Source organism: Psychrobacter sp. PSi21 (assembly GCF_054960615.1).
The window spans coordinates 184,171-200,565 of the sequence record NZ_JBHNYR010000001.1; the positions used below are offsets into that span (position 1 = coordinate 184,171).

The 16,395-nt window shown below is 49.4% G+C and carries 12 protein-coding genes; 7 read left to right on the forward strand and 5 right to left on the reverse strand.

The features are described 5' to 3' along the window. Positions 1-337: 337 nt before the first annotated feature. A complete protein-coding gene (locus tag ACFI32_RS00805; RefSeq protein ID WP_462624586.1) occupies positions 338-2,545 on the reverse strand; it encodes a carboxy terminal-processing peptidase in 2,208 nt (735 codons plus the stop codon). Positions 2,546-3,075: 530 nt separating this feature from the next. Here ACFI32_RS00805 and nagZ point away from each other — a divergent pair. After that, positions 3,076-4,173, forward strand: a complete 1,098-nt coding sequence (gene nagZ, locus ACFI32_RS00810; protein ID WP_462624587.1) for a beta-N-acetylhexosaminidase — start codon at positions 3,076-3,078, stop codon at positions 4,171-4,173. Between the two features lie 112 nt (positions 4,174-4,285). Here nagZ and ACFI32_RS00815 read toward each other — a convergent pair whose 3' ends face one another. Next, positions 4,286-5,950, reverse strand: a complete 1,665-nt coding sequence (locus ACFI32_RS00815; RefSeq protein ID WP_462624588.1) for an OmpA family protein — start codon at positions 5,948-5,950, stop codon at positions 4,286-4,288. 357 nt (positions 5,951-6,307) lie between these two features. Beyond that, the gene (locus ACFI32_RS00820) at positions 6,308-7,918 is read right to left on the reverse strand and encodes a hypothetical protein (RefSeq protein WP_462624589.1); all 1,611 of its coding nucleotides are present in this window, start codon (positions 7,916-7,918) and stop codon (positions 6,308-6,310) included. 496 nt (positions 7,919-8,414) lie between these two features. Between ACFI32_RS00820 and ACFI32_RS00825 the strand changes: the two genes are divergently transcribed. The 6 genes from ACFI32_RS00825 (at position 8,415) to ACFI32_RS00850 (ending at position 13,707) form a co-directional block, all read left to right on the forward strand. Further along, positions 8,415-8,972, forward strand: coding sequence for a rhomboid family intramembrane serine protease (locus ACFI32_RS00825; RefSeq protein WP_462624824.1), 558 nt, complete (start codon positions 8,415-8,417; stop codon positions 8,970-8,972). A gap of 51 nt (positions 8,973-9,023) precedes the next feature. Then, entirely contained in the window at positions 9,024-9,983 is a 960-nt protein-coding gene (locus ACFI32_RS00830; RefSeq protein WP_462624590.1) for a metallophosphoesterase, read from the forward strand. A gap of 61 nt (positions 9,984-10,044) precedes the next feature. Then, entirely contained in the window at positions 10,045-10,587 is a 543-nt protein-coding gene (gene purE / locus ACFI32_RS00835; RefSeq protein ID WP_462624591.1) for a 5-(carboxyamino)imidazole ribonucleotide mutase, read from the forward strand. Positions 10,588-10,809: 222 nt separating this feature from the next. Then, entirely contained in the window at positions 10,810-12,222 is a 1,413-nt protein-coding gene (locus tag ACFI32_RS00840; protein ID WP_462624592.1) for a 5-(carboxyamino)imidazole ribonucleotide synthase, read from the forward strand. Further along, positions 12,222-12,674 carry a YaiI/YqxD family protein gene (locus ACFI32_RS00845; RefSeq protein WP_462624593.1) on the forward strand — a complete coding sequence of 151 codons (453 nt, stop codon included), beginning with the start codon at positions 12,222-12,224 and terminating at the stop codon, positions 12,672-12,674. Before ACFI32_RS00840 ends, ACFI32_RS00845 begins: the two co-directional genes overlap by 1 nt. 394 nt (positions 12,675-13,068) lie before the next feature. Continuing rightward, on the forward strand, positions 13,069-13,707 hold the full coding sequence (locus ACFI32_RS00850; protein WP_462624594.1) for an NAD(P)-binding oxidoreductase: 639 nt from the start codon (positions 13,069-13,071) through the stop codon (positions 13,705-13,707). Between the two features lie 306 nt (positions 13,708-14,013). Here ACFI32_RS00850 and epmA read toward each other — a convergent pair whose 3' ends face one another. Beyond that, positions 14,014-15,054, reverse strand: a complete 1,041-nt coding sequence (gene epmA, locus ACFI32_RS00855; protein ID WP_462624595.1) for an EF-P lysine aminoacylase EpmA — start codon at positions 15,052-15,054, stop codon at positions 14,014-14,016. 130 nt (positions 15,055-15,184) lie between these two features. Continuing rightward, positions 15,185-16,330 carry a 4-phosphoerythronate dehydrogenase gene (locus ACFI32_RS00860; RefSeq protein WP_462624596.1) on the reverse strand — a complete coding sequence of 382 codons (1,146 nt, stop codon included), beginning with the start codon at positions 16,328-16,330 and terminating at the stop codon, positions 15,185-15,187. Between the last annotated feature and the right edge of the window lie 65 nt (positions 16,331-16,395).

Consider the following 16,395-nt stretch of genomic DNA (forward strand, 5'->3'; position numbering starts at 1 on the left):
CTAAAAAACGTCTGCTCAAAAACTGATGCCACAAACGTAACAAAACCGCACAACGACAAGCGCTATGCGGTTTTTATCACTAACCATCCTTGGTTATTGTCAGACCAATCCAATCCCAAGACTGATCTTAACTGAAGGGCATCCTACCCAATCATTTAGGGCTTTAATCATAAAGCCTATGCAATGAGCCTTGCATATTCTGCGTGAGCGTCTATACCAATCCCTAGTATCGTTTCGCTGTGCAGTGAGTTCATAATCGCAGATTTACCCATTTTTGATAAGAGGTTGTGGCGTCATTGCGTGTAAGCATATGCTTACACCCATGATTGACCATCAATCAGTGCTTGCTCTGTGGGCTAACGCTCGCTTTTGGTTCAGCGCTAAACATCAAATAAGCCGCTTCATTGATGTAGGCTTCATCCTCTGGCAGCTGCGGACGCTCTGCTGCTTTCATCTGGCTGCGCTCTTCAAACTTGGCATCAATCGCGGCTTGATAGGTGTTCCAGTTGGCATAAGGACGCTCACCGACCGCTTTACGGCGCTGGTTCTCAGCCTGTAGGGTACGTTTTTCGACCAGTTTCATTTTTTCGCGGCGACTGTTGATGTCCAGTACGATCGGTTTTTGCTCATCTTCCATATCGCGGATGTCATTCAAATCCGACAAATAAACAAACTGCGGATTTTTCTCCTGACGGATTTTGGACTGCTCATTCAAAGTAGCCAGCGTGCTTGAGGTGAACTTGCCTTCAGGCTTGTAGGCAGCCGTTTTGATGGTATCCCATGGCAACGCATTTTTTTGCGCGCGCTCACCAAAAGTGGCATCATCATAAATATTAACCAGCTCGACATCAGGTACGACCCCTTTGTTTTGTGTACTGCCACCAGTGATACGGTAAAACTTACGCTGCGTTAAAGTGGCTGAACCAAGCGCGAGGTTATCAAGCTGTACCTGCGCTGAACCCTTACCTGTGGTGGTGTTACCAACGATGAGGCCGCGGCCATAATCTTGAATCGCGGCGGCAAAGATTTCGCTGGCAGAGGCAGAGGCCAAGTTGGTCAATACGGCCATTTTGCCATCATATAATTGTGCACCATTATCTTCATCATCAAACACCTGCACGTTACCGCGATTGTCACGGATCTGTACTAAGGGGCCATCTTTGATAAATAGACCCAGCATACTGGCCACTTCGCTTAATGAGCCACCAGGGTTGTTGCGCAAATCAACCACCAAACCATCGATATTTTCTTGATTGAGCGCTTGTAGCGCCCGCTCGGTATCAATGCTGACGCTGCGGTAGTCTTCACCATTACGGCGAGCACGGTAATTAAGATAAAAGCTTGGAATCTCAAGGACACCGACGCGTTTGGGGGCGGCGCCGTTTGGCTGCGGCAGCTCCACCACACGATGGGTCACGCCTGACTCTTCTTGCTCAATGATATCGCGTACCACGGTCACAGTGCGAGCGCTGGCTTCAGGCGCGTTGGGTTGACGCAGTTTGAGGGTCACAGATGTGCCGCGCTTACCACGAATGAGGCCAACGATTTCACGGGTTGACCAGCCGACCACGTCCGTCATGTTTTTGCCATCTTTGGCAATACCAACGATCAAGTCATTGGGCTTGATTTGGCCACTTTTGGCTGCGGGGCCACCCTCAACTAAGGTCACGATACGAGTATAGTCTGGGTTTTTACGATCAGGGCGAATGGATACGCCGATACCCTCAAGCTGTAGGCTGGACTGAATTTGCAATTCGGTTGCTTGAATGGGTGCATAATAGTTGCTGTGTGGGTCATACGTGAGCATGGCGGTGTTGAGTACCGTTTCCATGATTTCATCGTCTTTTAGACGCCGCAGCTGTCCTTGCTGACGCTCTAAGCGGTTGAGCAAGATCTCACTAGGCGTACGCTGATCGTTACGCACCAAATCTTGGCCACGGGTGATGTCTGGATCGCTCAAAAATATTTTTTCTTTGGCTTTCTCGTCTTCTTGTCCCAAGGTAATACTGATCAGCTGAAACTGAAGCTGACGCGCCCAATAATCGCGCTGGGCTTTTTTGGTTTTAAAGTGCGGCAGTTTTTCACGGTCAAGAATGATGGTGTCATCACTGGTCAAATCTATATCGGTATTAAGCAGTTTTTTGGCCATGTTAAAGTATTCATTAGAACGCTCACGATAGCGCTCAAAAATCGCCACGCCTGCTGTGAGATCACCGCGCTTTAATAGATTGGCAAAATCACTGCCATATTTGCGGTTAAATTCATCGACGTCCGACTGCAAAAACAGCGTGTGATTGGGGTCAAGGGTATCGATATACATCTCAAGGATCTCGCGACCCATCTTACTATCAAGCGGTTGATTGAGATAATGGCTACGATCTAATAGCGCGGCCACTTGTCTGGTGGTGGTTTTTTGTTCAGGTGTTTGCACAAAGCTACCAGTATCGCTGTTGGCCACGGCGGTGCCATAACTTTGTGCCAAAATAAGGCCTGCAACACCAACGGAAGCTGCGCTAAGTAACCACTGTGCGGGTTGTTTTTTCATGTTATACACCTAGTCCTAAAGTAAAAAAATTGAGAAATACAATGTGATGGGCAGTCGCTGCAAAAGGGGTGTTTTTATTATTATTGACGCGCCACTGGGTGCTGATACGGTTGGGTGATGCTGTCGCCTTAACCTATTATGGTTCTCATGAATCAGGTTGGCAAATAAGACAGCACTCTCAAGCCGCTCTAGAGCAAGTATCTGGAACTAAAAAACACTCTATACTAGCATGCGTCTGGGATAAAAGCTGTCTCAAACTGTATAAGCAATCTTACACGCTACCCAGCGCTGCGCCAAATCATTAACGACCATTTGAGCAATTAAATCAACAATAGTACAAAACTATCATAACAAGTGGTGTGCTTTGTCCCTATTATGACGTTTGATCATATTTGCGAACACTATCGACGCGTTAGTCAGTACGACCAATAACTGGCATAATAGGTTATCGGTCGCAGCAGACGACTGTTTTATGGTCTATAAAATACTCGATAACCATTTGTCACCCTTAAGCTATTTTGGAGCAGCCCATGTACGGCGTCTTAATGATTGATATCGATAACACCGCGCTCACCGCTGAAGATGTCAGCTTGATCAAACAGGCGCAAGTAGGCGGCGTGATTCTCTTTGGTCGCAACGTAGAAAGCGCGCAGCAAGTGCGCCATCTGTGTGATGACATCCGCTATCACAACCCAGATATTCTGATTGGCGTCGATCAAGAAGGCGGCCGCGTGGCACGGCTGCGTCAAGGCTTTAGTCCGCTGCCTGCGATGGGTAAACTTGGTGAGCTGTTTGCCAAAGACCCCAGCGACGCGCTCAGCGCTGCTTATGACTGCGGTTATCTAATGGCAGCTGAGGTACTGGCCGTCGGTATTGATGTGAGCTTTGCTCCCGTGCTTGATCGAGACGGTATCAGCCAAGTGATTGGCGATCGCAGCTTTCATCAAGACCCACAAATTATCGCAGCGCTGGCCACCCAGCTGATGCGCGGTATGAAGGCGGCGGGTATGGCCACCACCGGTAAGCATTTCCCCGGTCACGGTGCGATTGCGCCTGATTCGCATGTGGCAGAGGCCGTGGATGACCGCAGCTTAGAGGAGATCAAGCAAAGCGATATGGAGCCATTTGTACAAACGCTGCCGTGGCTCGATGCGCTGATGCCTGCTCATGTGATTTTTTCACAAGTCGATAACAAGCCTGCTGGCTTCTCCAAAATATGGCTTCAAGATATCCTGCGCCGTGAGCTGAACTTCGATGGCGTGTTGTTTTCTGACGATTTGTCCATGGCAGGAGCCAAAGCGGCAGGGGATATTGGGGCGCGCGTGCAAGCAGCCATCACTGCAGGTTGTGACATTGCGCTGGTCTGTAACGACCGCGTTGCCGCCCATGAAGCGGCGCTTGCTGCCTGTGATCTGCCCTATCCCAACCAAACCCGTATCAAAACCATGTGTGGCCGTATTCCTGTGTGGCAAGGCGACCTTGAATCAACGTGCCAGCAGTTTGACCACTGGCAAACGGCGCGTGACCGTATCCAAAAGACATTTTTTGATGCGCCGGCTACGACCGCTCAAGTGGACAAGACTGTACTGGATTTGGCCGACCCAACTGCTTATCAACCCAATGCATAAGCGTTTGCCATACCCATAAAAAGGCCGCACGGTAATCACGTGCGGCCTTTTGACTGTTCAAATATATTATTTGGCAATGTTATATTGTTGGTTACATTATTTTGTTACGACCTTATTGCGCATCAGGGTCTAGCACCGTGCCGCGTGTCGGATCATCGCCATCTGGTAACACGTCATCGTTATTATTGTCCAGTGGATTCAAATCAGGGTCAGGCATGTTGGTAGTGCCTGTCGTGCTGTCAGCATTACCATCTGCGTCAAGGCTACGATTGGTCATGCCCATATCACCATTATCGCCTGCGGTCACCGTGATGCCATCACCTGTCGCTGTTTGTTCGTCATAAACGGTAAACTCGATGCGGCGGTTACGGAAACGACCTTGTTCGGTTGAGTTGTCAGCGATTGGATCGCTCTCACCCATGCCTTTGGTCATCAGTTTACTGGGGTCAGCGCCTTGCGATACCATGTAATCTTTGACAGCTTGCGCGCGCTCTTGTGACAGCTGCATATTGTATTCATCTGATGCCAAGCTGTCAGTATGACCGATAATCATCAGCGTCATATCCGGCACTTGCTCCATCATCTCCACCGCGCGATCAAGCAGCGGTTTGTTGACGTCAGGGATAACGGCCTTATCCAGCTCAAAATTAATCACCTGCAAACTTAAGGCACGTGCCACATCACGAGGATCTGGCTGCTCATCCAGATTATCCATTGCCGTCTGGGCAGCAGTGACACTGTCGTCAATTTCATCTTGTAGATCAAGCGGGCCTTCAGCCATCACTGTCATTGAAGGAACGACCGCTTTTAGGTCAGTGACCAGATTGGTAAGTACATCTTGGTCGGGCGCGTTAACCACGATTTCATCACCTTTGATGACCATACTGGCATTCGGTACGCTTTTGAAAATCGGTAAGATGGTCGCCAGCTTATCCGCAGCAAGCATGTCCGCTGCATAGGCATCATCAACATCTGCGCGGCACTTGTCTGTCTCCTCACCAAAGACATTGTTCATAGCATTCATGACGGTTGCCTGCAAGTTGGCATCACCCACATTCATATGACAGGCATACAGCGTATTGGTCTCACCTGTAGCCAAGCGCAATGAGGCAGGCTCAACAGCCACCGCTGTTGCCGTTGTCGCGTCTGGAGCATCGGCGCCAGCCGCCGCCTCTTGCTGCTCAGTGACCATTGGTGTGCCAACAGGCTCAGGGTTGTCTTGGCAACCGCGCAATAACGCCCACGCTAATGCCCCCAAAATAATCAAACCAATAATAGGCAGCAGGGCTTTCATAAAGCTGCCCTTTTCTTCCTCAGTACGCTGCAGCGGCGCCGTGCTCACAGGGGCGGCACCTGCCAGTGCACTGGCGGGCAATACCGCCGCAGCCCAAGCAGGGATATGGCTTTCATAATTGGCACGGTTGTTACGTAAAAACTGCGGCACAGGCGTGTCACCTGCCAGATTTTTTATCTCATTAAAGGCCAGTGGTGCAGCCAGCGCCAACAGCGCACGTGATTCTGTCGCATCAACATTGTGCTTGCTTGCCAACTCGCGTGCAATCTGATCACGTTGGCTGTCTTCTGTCCAAACACGATCGTAAAAACGCTGGTCATCTGGGGCGATGGCATCATTAGCAAAACGGCTGTAAGTATGATCGTCGGCTAAGCGCGCCGCAAAGATGGCATAAAACTGCTCAAGTAGATTCTTTTTAGTAGGGTTGTCGTCGCTGAGTACAGCTGGACTAACGGTACGGGAGAGATGGTTGATAATATCCATGAGGGCTATCCTTAGTTTATAATTATTTACTACGATCGGTAAGGCAAAAGCAGCTTATCCAAAAAATATCAATGATTAGGCTGCTAAGCTAAGTATCAAAATTATGAACTATGTTATTACCTAATCCTGATAAATATCGTAATTTTTTCAAGCTGTTATGTCAGCTCTAAACCCCACCAGTATATGAACAATCATGGATACATCACAATAAAGAAGCTGTTGTCTAAATGCTACATTGAGTAATCTTTGAGTAGTAACGCGTAACGACTTAGCCATAATAGTGTAAGCGGCACAGCCTATTTAAGTGCTTGTTCTCGGTGGTGCATAGGTTGTTGCGCGCTCACCCAATAGCCCTGATCAGTTTGCAGGACGATTGACTTGTGCAGGCTCGGCCACGATGACGCTGTTTGCCATCGCATCTGCTTCGGCTGGTGAGATCCCCCCTACTGGTATATTGTTTTGGTTGACCGCTGGCAGATTGTTACTCGTGCCGCTGTTGGTGGGGCTATTTTGCGGTGCAATGCTGGGCACTTGGTTGTTATAGTTGGGGCTGGGGTTAACACCTGTAGTGGGTGCTTGCTGAGGCTGATTGGTAATCACACCGCCATCATTGATGATTGGTGCGCTTTGCACGTTTGGTTGCGGATTGGGGATGGAGTCATCGTTGTTATAAGCACCGTTATTATAAGTACCGCTATTGTCATAGCCATCATTATTGTAGCCGTTGTTATAGGTTTCATCATAAGTATTGGCTGGCGGCTGTGCAATCGCAATCGGCTCAGCCGCGATGATATTGGTCGATGGCAGTACGGTACGCATGTTACCAACCAAATGCTGGAGCAGCATGTCATCAGGTGCTTCGATGGTCACCGCATCGTCTTGCAGCTCAAAGCGAGAAAACGGCGCAGTACGCATAAAGGTAAGCGCTTGCGGCAAGGTAGCCAGATCAATATTACTTAGCGTGGTCGCCACGCCTTCTTGTACGCGGATATTACAGAGGCTGGTTTGATCGGCAAAGCTGCTGGCTAACGCTTGCATCAGCGCCCCTTGCAGCGCCACGTCGCCAACCGTTGCCGTGCAGCTGTATAAATTACCACGATCATCGACAGCAATACTGAGCTCAGCTGGGGTCAATACCACTGGCTCAGGGACGGGTTCGGGTTCGGCAGCGACCACCACAGGTGCAGGCTCAGCGACCACAGGCGCAGGCTCGGCTGGCTCCTGCCTAAAAAACAGCGCCCACACGGCGACCATAGCGACCAGCGCACCCACCAATAATAACAACCGCACCAGTAGATCATTGCGTTGGTTACGGCGGCGAACTGCTGCCAGTCCCTCAGGGGTATGATGTGCTGAAGGATTGGCGTGAATGGCATCCGTGGCAGGCGGCTCTTCAGTATCGACAATAACGGGCACCGCGTCCGTAGCATGCGCCTGCTCAGCGGCGGTCACACTTGGGCGCTCATGGTTGTCATAAAGCGCCGCATCAGTGGCTCCTGCACTGGTCAGTGGCGGTGCTTCATCGACTACCGCCACGACAGGTGATACCACCGCTGACGCCCATACCGGCAGATAAGGACGCACATCCGCTTGTTTCGCTTGTAAAAATGCGGGCAAATACTGACCATTGGACGCATTTTTCAGCTCTTGATAACCTAAATGTGCCGCACTAACCAGCAGCGACTCAGTGGTCAGCTCATCCACATGATGCGCGGCTGACAACTCTTGAACCAATAGCTTACGCTGGCTTGGTTGTTGCCATAGCTGCTCTAGTAACACCTGCTTGGCACTGGCGAGTTCTGGTTGGCTTTGCTGCTCTTGTACCAACTGCGTATATATTTCAGGCATGGTCAAACGCGATGCCAAAATGGCATAAAACTGCTCCAGCAGGCTGATCTGCGCCATGCTGTTATCAGTGCCTAAAACAGCAGGCGTTACGGTTTGTTCGAGTTGATCAATGAGGGTCATAGCAGTGGCCTTTACCAGCGTGGGTTGTCAAATGAGCAAGGTAACGATGTGTTCGCTACCATCATGTTAGATAAGGTGATGACAAACCATCACACTACCATACGATCATCTTTATTTATGAAAGCCGATGTAGGCTCAAGCACAAATCGTACTTATGATACATGAAGTTAGGGCGTGTTTGATATTCGACCATAGCACTAACAGAGACTATTTGTGAATGTTCAATACGCCCTAATATAAGCTATTCATCATGAATTATCTTTAATTTGTATGTGTATGTAAATTACAATGAGCAGTGATTGTGGTTTATAGTCAAAGTCTCTAAGATGAGACCTCAAGCATGCACCAACATTTGCCATAACACTTTTATTATCTTGCTGTTTTTATGCTAACCGAGTTAGCGGCTAATATGCTTACTGATTAGGCTCGACCTAAGGAATACCCTTTGTTTAACCACACTACCCTTATTATTATTATCACTGTCATTGTCAGCTTAATGGCATGGCAAAACAAGGCACTCTTCAATCGGCTGATCTTTTATCCACCTGCGATTAATAAAGGCCAGTGGGATCGCTTTGTGACACACGGTTTTATTCATGCCGACAGCATGCATTTGCTGTTTAATATGTTTACTCTGTATTTTTTTGGCAGCGCTATTGAAGGACTCTATCGCTCATTTTTGGGTGGTTATGGCTTTGTGGTATTTTATGTGCTGGCAATTATCGCCGCGATTATCCCAAGTTATGTCAGAAATAAAGACAACGCCAGCTATTTGAGTCTTGGCGCGTCAGGCGGAGTATCGGCAGTGCTGTTCGCCTTTATTTTGCTCGCGCCGTGGGAGATGATTTATCTGTTTGCCATCGTGCCAATACCTGCCATTTTATTTGCGGTAGCATATGTGGTGTATAGTATCTATGCTGATAAGCGCGGCAGATCAAACATCAACCATATGGCGCACCTGTGGGGCGGCGCCTTTGGCGTGGTGGCCACCATCATTATGCAGCCAAAAGTCCTACCACACTTTGCCAACGCACTGCTCTCGCCGCTGTCTTAACGTCTACATATCAGGCCAAGCGCTCAACCCTTCAAAATACGATAACAATTTATGATTATAGACATTATTGGTGATATTCATGGTTATGCCGATAAGCTGACAGGTCTGCTTAAGCAGCTCGGCTACGTGCATAACGGTCATCATTTTGTGCCACCAAACGGGCACCGTGCGCTGTTTATTGGTGATTTAATCGACCGTGGCCCGCAGCAAGTAGCGACCCTTGAGATGGTTTTTGCCATGCTGGATGCTGACGTGGCCGATGCGGTGATGGGCAATCACGAATACAATGCGCTGGCCTTTGCGACCCGTGATCCTGCTGATCCTGAGCGCTACTTGCGCGCGCATAACCCAAGACACACCAGCCAGCATGAGGCATTTTTGGCTGAGCTGCCATTTGATTCGGCAGCCCATCGCTACTGGCTTGCGCGGTTATATGAGATTCCGCTCTGGCTTGAGACGCCGTCTGCCTGCTTTGTTCATGCCTGCTGGGATGTTGACAGTATGGCAGTGCTGCGACCGATGTTGACGGTGGACAACTGCTTGACCCCTGCCGCCCTTATTGCGACCTCAGAAAAAGACTCACTGCCTTATCAGGCGCTAGAGCGAGTACTCAAAGGTGTGGAAACACCACTGCCTGACGGTCTGGTCATGGTGGACAAAGAGGGCACAGCGCGGACGCAAGTGCGGGTACGCTGGTGGTTGGAGGGCTTGCACAGCCGCACCATTCATGACATCGCGCGCGCGCCAAAGTCGGGGTTGGCACAAATTCCAGCCGATGCCCTTGCAGAGAATATCGACTTTGCGCTAAAGACACACAAGCCTGTGTTTGTCGGCCATTATTGGCTGACGGGTACACCTGAGCCGTTAAGCACTCAAGTGGTGTGTACCGATTATTCTGCAGCTGTGGATAGTGGTCATCTGACCGCGTATCAGCTCGATACTGCGCGGCCACTACCACTGCACGCCAGCAACTTTGTGCAATATCGCCACGATGAAACCTCATCTGAGTGAAACTTGGCTTTACGACAGACGTTTATTTTTTGTATGATGGTCTTTTTGAGGATATCTCATCATGAGCACTACCGCTGCACATCCCGACCCAATCACATCACCAGCTGGTCAAGCCAAAGTTGGCATTATCATGGGCTCACAATCTGACTGGGCCACGATGAGCGCTGCTGCACAGTTGCTGGCAGATTTTGGTGTGGCGTTTGAATGCGAGGTGGTCTCAGCACATCGTACCCCAGATAGACTGTTTGATTATGCCAAAAGTGCCAAAGGCAATGGTCTACAAGTCATCATCGCTGGTGCTGGTGGCGCGGCGCACCTGCCGGGTATGTGTGCCAGTCAAACCCCACTTCCTGTTCTCGGCGTTCCTGTAAAATCATCGATGCTTAGCGGCTGGGATAGCTTGTTGTCCATCGTTCAAATGCCAAAAGGCGTGGCCGTTGGTACACTGGCCATCGGTACTGCAGGCGCTTATAACGCGGCACTGCTTGCCATTCAAATGTTGGCACTACATGATGACGCCCTTGCATCAAAACTTGACGACATGCGCCAAACCCAGACAGAAACCATCTTAGCCAGTCCCACCCCTGGCATCATCAATACCTGATTGTGCGTTATTTGCTCATTCTTGACTTGATATTTATTTTTAGATAGGTTTTACTGAAAGATAAGGTGCATACGGTGCACCTTTTCCTATTTTAGCGCACCCAGTGACTTAAAAAGTACTCATTAAAAAACACTCAGTTCACACACCCAGTGACTACCATATCCAGTTAACACAGCCAGTGATGCTCACTTATTCCATTCATTGCTAATCCAAAGGCCTGCCATGACTACAGCCAATGCTTATCCCACAACCCAAACCATTCGCACCATCGGTATTTTAGGCGGTGGTCAGCTCGGTATGATGCTGGCCCAAGCGGCCTTGCCCCTTGGTTATCAGTGTGTGTTTTTAGAAGACAATCCTGATTGCCCTTCCAGCCTATATGGCAAGGTTTATAACCGTGCAGCGCTTGACGATTTTATCGCCGCTGCGGATGTCTTTACCCTAGAGTTTGAAAACACCCCAACGGCGACCGTTGAGCAATTAGCGCAGCTGTCCGCACAAGGCCTCAAACAAGGCATGTACCCACCGCCGATCGCCCTTGAGATTGCCCAAGACCGTCTCAAAGAAAAGCAGATGTTTAATGACTTGGACATCGCCACCGTACCCTTTATGTCGGTCAGCTCGGCAGCAGAATTGCAGCAGGCGTGCGACACATTGGGGTTGCCCATTGTGTTAAAAACCAGTCGCGGCGGCTATGACGGCAAAGGTCAATACGTCATCAAAGACGAAAGCGACATCATGCCTGCATGGCAAGCGCTCAAAGACGCGGTCAGCGGTCAAGGCAGCCTGACGCCAACGCCAGCGCCACTGATTGCCGAGGGCTTTATTCACTTTAGCCGCGAGGTTTCTATCATTGCCGCACGCGCTCAAGATGGCCGTGTCCGCTGCTATGATCTGGTCGAAAATCATCACCATCATGGTATTTTGGCGAAAACCCAAGCCCCTGCCGTTGGCACCAGTCATTTGTTTCAGCAAGCAGAGCAAGCCATCAGTACCGTGATGAACCATTTAGATTATGTGGGCGTGATGGCGCTTGAGCTGTTTGTCAGCAAAGACGCGCGCGGTCATGATCGCTTGCTTGCTAATGAAATTGCCCCACGTGTGCACAATTCAGGCCACTGGAGCATTGAAGGTGCGATTACCAGCCAGTTTGAAAACCACATCCGTGCCGTGGTCAATTTGCCCCTTGGTGATACCGATAACGTTCATCCTGCGATTATGGTCAATGTCTTGGGTCAATATCCAGATATCAGCGCCATCATGGGCATTGATGGACTGCACTATCACAGCTACCACAAGGCTGAGCGCGAAGATCGCAAAATCGCACACATCACCTTAATGCCAAACGATGTGGCCGATTTGGAGCGTGCCTTGAGTCAGCTGGTTGCCGTATTGCCTAACAAGGTCGGTCTGGATAAAAAACGCAGCGCCGTGAATAGCGGCAGCCCAACCACACCAGCCACCACCGCCAGCGAGCAGATTGCTGATAGCGCAGCGGACGTACCTGCCGATACCAGTACCGATACAGACAGTACCAAAGCGGTGGTCGCCGATAAAGCAACCGCCAACAACCGTAAAGACAGCCAAAAAGCCAAGGCTGCTGACGCGAATACAAACACTAAGGCCAAGCCATAATGCAGATTTGGGTAGATGCCGATGCCGTTCCACTGGTTGCCAAAGAGCTGATCATTAAGACCGCTGAGCGCACGCAAACCATGGCGTTATTTGTTGCCAATCAACCCATCAAACTGCGCAAGTCACCACTGTTGGTGATGACAGTGGTGCCGCAAGGGTTTGATAAGGCAGATGACTATATTGCCGAACACATTCAAGCAGGTGATTTGGCCATCACCAGTGACATTCCGTTGGCCAATGACATCCTTGATAAAGGCGGCAAGGTCATTACCCCGCGCGGCGTCATTTATGACCAGCACAACATCAAGCAAAAACTCAATATGCGCGATTTTATGGACACCATGCGCGGTACTGGGGTGCTTGAGTTGCAGGAGATGAGCGGACAAAAACCTTACGGCGATCGTGACAAGAAGGCATTTGCTGATGGGCTAAACCGCTTGGTACGTCCCTGACCGCTTGATACCACTTGCTTTGTTATGTACTGATTGGTAAGAGATTGAGAAAAATAGGCAGGCGTTTGATGCGTCTGCCTATTTTTTTAACCTTTTTATTCAAAAGACACATCATGACCAATACGGTGAAATCTCGCTGCATCTTTTTTATAAAGACTCCACTATATTTCTTTTTTCATCGTACCGACGTCTAATACGGCAGCTCTTGCCGTATCTTGCAAACCTCATACATTCTGCAACCAAACACCCTGCCATTGGCACGCTTCATAACGAAACACAGACATCATTTTTGTTATGGTAATACATCTGATTTGAGCGATGACGTGATAATTAACAAGGTTGTCATGACCTTTATCGCCCAGACAACACCAATATCAAAATAATAGGAATGATTATGAAAATTTTAGTGATTGGCGCCAGTGGCCGTGTGGGTAGTGATCTGGTTGAACAACTGCTTTCTGAAAACCATCAAGTGATCGGCACCACACGCGATAAAGAAAAGCTGTTTGAGGCGGACAATTACTCACAGCTTGATTTGGATTTGCTTGCCAGCAAAGACAGCATTCAGGCGCAAATGGACAGCGATATTGAGGCGGTCTATTTTGTGGCGGGATCTGGCGGTAGTGACGTGCTGGAAGTAGACTTACATGGCGCAGTCAAATCCATGCAGGCCGCGCAAGACAAAGGCATCGACCGTTATATCATGCTCAGCGCGGTTTTCTCGTTGGACACCTCAAAATGGACATCGCCTGCTGTAGAGCAGCTCAAAGGCTACTACATCGCCAAACACTACGCCGATCAGTGGCTGGTCAATAATAGCACCTTAGATTATACCATCGTACAGCCAGGGGCACTAAAAGAGCGTCAAGGTACTGGTGAGATTGCCGTAAACGCTGACGAAGCAGGCGAAAATGCCGTCGTTGATGTGGCCAGCACCTTAGCCGCAGCATTGACCGCCAAAAACACTTATAGAAAGGTGTTTGCGATGAAAAATGGCGATACGCCCATTGCTGAAGCAATTGCAGCGGTCTAGTTTTTTAGAATGATATTGGCGTGATACGTTACGTTATTTTTACGTGTTTCTATTGATTATTTATCTAGACAATTAGGGCGTGTCATCATTTAGATAGCGAGGCTTAAAATGAGAAAAATCGCAGAGAATATAGGTATATTCGCAAGATTTTTGACGATGTTTGACAAGATTTAGCCAGTTTAAGACCGCTAAATGATTTAATGGGCTAAATGATGACACGCCCTAAAACCGTTAAAAAGCGGATATCATCAAGGCAGCCAATTGGCTGCCTTTATTTTATGGGTCATCTGTTTGGATCATGAACGATTATGCCAAATGACTGGGAAAGCTGATCACCTCTTGTAAATGATTGGCACCCGTTATGACCATCAACAATCTATCGATACCAACAGCAATACCACTACATGGCGGCAGATCATCACAAGCTGCCAGCAGATGCTCATCTATCTTCATAATGGGCAAACCGTGCTGCGCGCGCAAGGCGTTGTCTTGCTCAAAACGGCGCTTGAGTGCTTGCCCATCTGCCAGCTCATCATAAGCGTTGGCAATCTCGATGCCATTGATATACAGCTCAAAGCGTTTGGCCACTTCATTGCCCTCCTTATCAAGGGCTGTTTTTGCTAAGGCGGCGGTCGCCAGCGGATAGTCAGTAATCAATGTTGGCAAATCATGGCCAAGATTTGGCTCTACCGCGTGGCTAAAAAGCAAATCAAGCCAACTTTGGCGCGTATCTGCCGTATCCTCTACCCCAAAATCAAAGCCGATCAAGCCCTTATCTTCTGCCACTGCTTGCAGCGCATCCATACTGGCCGTTAGCGGGTGAATGCCCACAAAGTCCATAAACGCATCGACATAGCGATAATGATTCATCACTATAGCGCGCCCATATAGCGCTGATAGCAAGGCTTTTAACTCCTCGGCCAAATCAGCCAAGCTATAATGCGGCTGATACCATTCCAGCATAGTGAATTCAATGTTATGCCGCGTACCCATTTCGTTGTCGCGAAACACCGAGCAAATTTGATAAATCGGCACCTGCCAACTGGCCAGTAGCCGCTTCATAGCAAATTCAGGTGAGGTGTGCAGATGGTAGCGGCGCGGCTGATCTTGATAGGTCACTTCTGCGGCTACTGACTGCAAAAAGGTATCCGTGTTGCCAGCCTGTGACAGTAGCGGTGTTTGCACTTCGAGCACATGACGCTGGGCAAAAAATTGACGCATATCATGCAGCATTTGGGCACGTTTTTGCGCCATTGCCAGCGACATGGTCGGGGCATAGGTCGCTGGTGCGCCGCTGGCGGACTGGCCTGACTTGGTGGGTACAGTGTGTTGGGATGATGAACTCATTGTCACGTAGCACTATAATGATGAATGAAAAAGTGTTGCCTACAAGTGGCTTGGCGGCGCTGCCTATTGATGCGCTCTGGCGCAGCGGACTGTCTGATGCTCTATCAGAGCTCTACAACAATATTGGTGCTTAGGTATCTCGTTGCCACTCACGACGCAAGTGATATTCGCGTCTGAGCTGATCAAACGCTTTCCCATTGACTTCACCCTCTTTAAGCTGGGCACGCAGCGCCGCATCATCTGCCATGATGGCATAATATTTTGGCAGTTTTTCAGGATGCGCGCGCAGCTCTGACCACAAAAATAGGTTTTCAGGAAGTAGCTGATGCATGGTTTGCGTTGGCGCAGCTCCAATATGCTCACACAACGCGTCATAAATCATTTGCGTGCCGCGCAGCTTGCCCTCTAAGCTATAACCCGCAATATGCGGAGTGGCAATGGACAATGTAGACAGCAGCGCTGCAGATATTTGCGGTTCGTGCTCAAACACATCCAGCACAGTTTGGCGCTCATTATTGCGGGTATCGTTTTCTAAAGCCTGCGCATCAACCACCGCACCGCGAGCACTATTGATGAGTAGCGCGTCAGGACGCATGGCCGCCAATGCGTTGGCATCGATCAGATGCATGGTGGGATAGGCGCTCGTTTTACGGTTTGTCAAAGGCACGTGCAGGCTAATGATATCGCTTTTGCCAATCACGTCATCAAAACTGCTATTGTTGGTCGCTGAAGCAGGCAATAGCGGATCATAGCCGCGCACCTGCCAGCCCAAATCCTGTGCGTATTGCGCCAAGGTACTGCCAATATTGCCCAAACCGATAATACCAATACGTGGGGCCTGCTCCCAATACTCTGGCCGCAATGTCAGCGCTGCTGTCAGCACATACTGTGCCACCGAATGCTTGCTACAGCCTGCCGCATTGGCAAAAGTAATACCACGTTCAGCCAGATAGTCTTGATCAACATGGTCGGTGCCAATCGTGGCCGAGCCGACAAACTGGACGCTTCGATTATCTGCAAGTAAGTCAGCATTGATAGGCGTGACAGAACGTATGAGTAGCACCTCAGGCTGTATCTTGGCCAGCAACTGCGCATCGATCTCACGTCCTGCCACCTCAATGATCTTTACCGTGCGCGCTATCGTACCATCAGCCGTTTGCCCCAACGTCTTTGGGTTAAAAAATGCCTCAAGACTGGCAATATTACTGTCTGCAATGATGGTCAGCGTCTGGCATGTCGGGTCGATGATATCAGTAGCGGTGCGAGTATGCGGCATCATAAGGCCCTTGTATCGAAAAATTAAATCAGCCGCGCTAACTGATGTCAAAGCGGCTTTTATAG

Coding starts and splice junctions, on each gene's coding strand:
- epmA (WP_462624595.1), bottom strand. CDS start 15,054: ATGAGTTCATCATCCCAACACACTGTACCCACCAAGTCAGGCCAGTCC.
- ACFI32_RS00830 (WP_462624590.1), top strand. CDS start 9,024: ATGATTATAGACATTATTGGTGATATTCATGGTTATGCCGATAAGCTG.
- purE (WP_462624591.1), top strand. CDS start 10,045: ATGAGCACTACCGCTGCACATCCCGACCCAATCACATCACCAGCTGGT.
- ACFI32_RS00845 (WP_462624593.1), top strand. CDS start 12,222: ATGCAGATTTGGGTAGATGCCGATGCCGTTCCACTGGTTGCCAAAGAG.
- nagZ (WP_462624587.1), top strand. CDS start 3,076: ATGTACGGCGTCTTAATGATTGATATCGATAACACCGCGCTCACCGCT.
- ACFI32_RS00850 (WP_462624594.1), top strand. CDS start 13,069: ATGAAAATTTTAGTGATTGGCGCCAGTGGCCGTGTGGGTAGTGATCTG.
- ACFI32_RS00820 (WP_462624589.1), bottom strand. CDS start 7,918: ATGACCCTCATTGATCAACTCGAACAAACCGTAACGCCTGCTGTTTTA.
- ACFI32_RS00840 (WP_462624592.1), top strand. CDS start 10,810: ATGACTACAGCCAATGCTTATCCCACAACCCAAACCATTCGCACCATC.
- ACFI32_RS00805 (WP_462624586.1), bottom strand. CDS start 2,545: ATGAAAAAACAACCCGCACAGTGGTTACTTAGCGCAGCTTCCGTTGGT.
- ACFI32_RS00815 (WP_462624588.1), bottom strand. CDS start 5,950: ATGGATATTATCAACCATCTCTCCCGTACCGTTAGTCCAGCTGTACTC.
- ACFI32_RS00825 (WP_462624824.1), top strand. CDS start 8,415: ATGGCATGGCAAAACAAGGCACTCTTCAATCGGCTGATCTTTTATCCA.
- ACFI32_RS00860 (WP_462624596.1), bottom strand. CDS start 16,330: ATGCCGCATACTCGCACCGCTACTGATATCATCGACCCGACATGCCAG.